This is a genomic window from Rahnella sp. PD4, from assembly GCF_049199325.1.
Taxonomy (GTDB): domain Bacteria; phylum Pseudomonadota; class Gammaproteobacteria; order Enterobacterales; family Enterobacteriaceae; genus Rahnella; species Rahnella perminowiae.
Map to the genome: position 1 here is coordinate 1 of NZ_JBLZQF010000040.1, position 256 is coordinate 256.

1 rRNA gene is annotated in these 256 nt (G+C 53.5%); it reads left to right on the forward strand.

Annotated features, from left to right (window positions below):
• Positions 1 to 256, forward strand: a 23S ribosomal RNA gene (locus ACOZIO_RS25115); the annotation flags it as partial.

Sequence of the window (256 nt, forward strand, 5' to 3'; positions counted from 1 at the left end):
CGAGATTCCCCCAGTAGCGGCGAGCGAACGGGGAAGAGCCCAGAACCTGAATCAGTTTGTGTGTTAGTGGAAGCGTCTGGAAAGTCGCACGGTACAGGGTGATAGTCCCGTACACAAAAATGCACAGGCTGTGAGTTCGATGAGTAGGGCGGGACACGTGACATCCTGTCTGAATATGGGGGGACCATCCTCCAAGGCTAAATACTCCTGACTGACCGATAGTGAACCAGTACCGTGAGGGAAAGGCGAAAAGAAC